Raw genomic sequence first — 378 nt, 5'->3', positions numbered from 1 at the left:
CTCCGGGGTGAAGTGCAGCTCAGTAAGGGGGGCGTCCAGCAGCAGATCATGCCAGCGCAGCGTATCGGCCCCCAGTGACAGACGGGCATCCTGCTGTTGCCACAGCGTACCGGGCCAGCGCCAGTTTTCCAGCGCCAGATTAGCATTACTGGTACTGTATTCCTGGTGCTCCAGACTGCTGTCCAGGATATCCAGACGGCGTAAATCTACGCTCAGCTCGGACTCGCGTACCTGTGCGCTCAAATCCAATAAGGTTTGGATCGGAAAATCTTGGTCTATCTTCAGGCCGCTGGCGCTGAGTTGATGGATGATCAGGTTATGTGCGTCAGTCTGATATTCGGCCTGGCCGTGGAATCTGGCACCTTGCCAATTCAATGA

At 56.1% G+C, this 378-nt stretch carries 1 pseudogene; it reads right to left on the bottom strand.

The annotated features are described in order from the left end of the window. Positions 1 to 378, bottom strand: a pseudogene (locus tag ACYP03_RS24600) (hypothetical protein); the annotation flags it as partial.

The organism is Photobacterium sp. R1 (assembly GCF_054600795.1).
The sequence above is the reverse complement of the archived record's forward strand: the minus strand, read 5'-3'. Positions and strand labels throughout refer to the sequence as shown.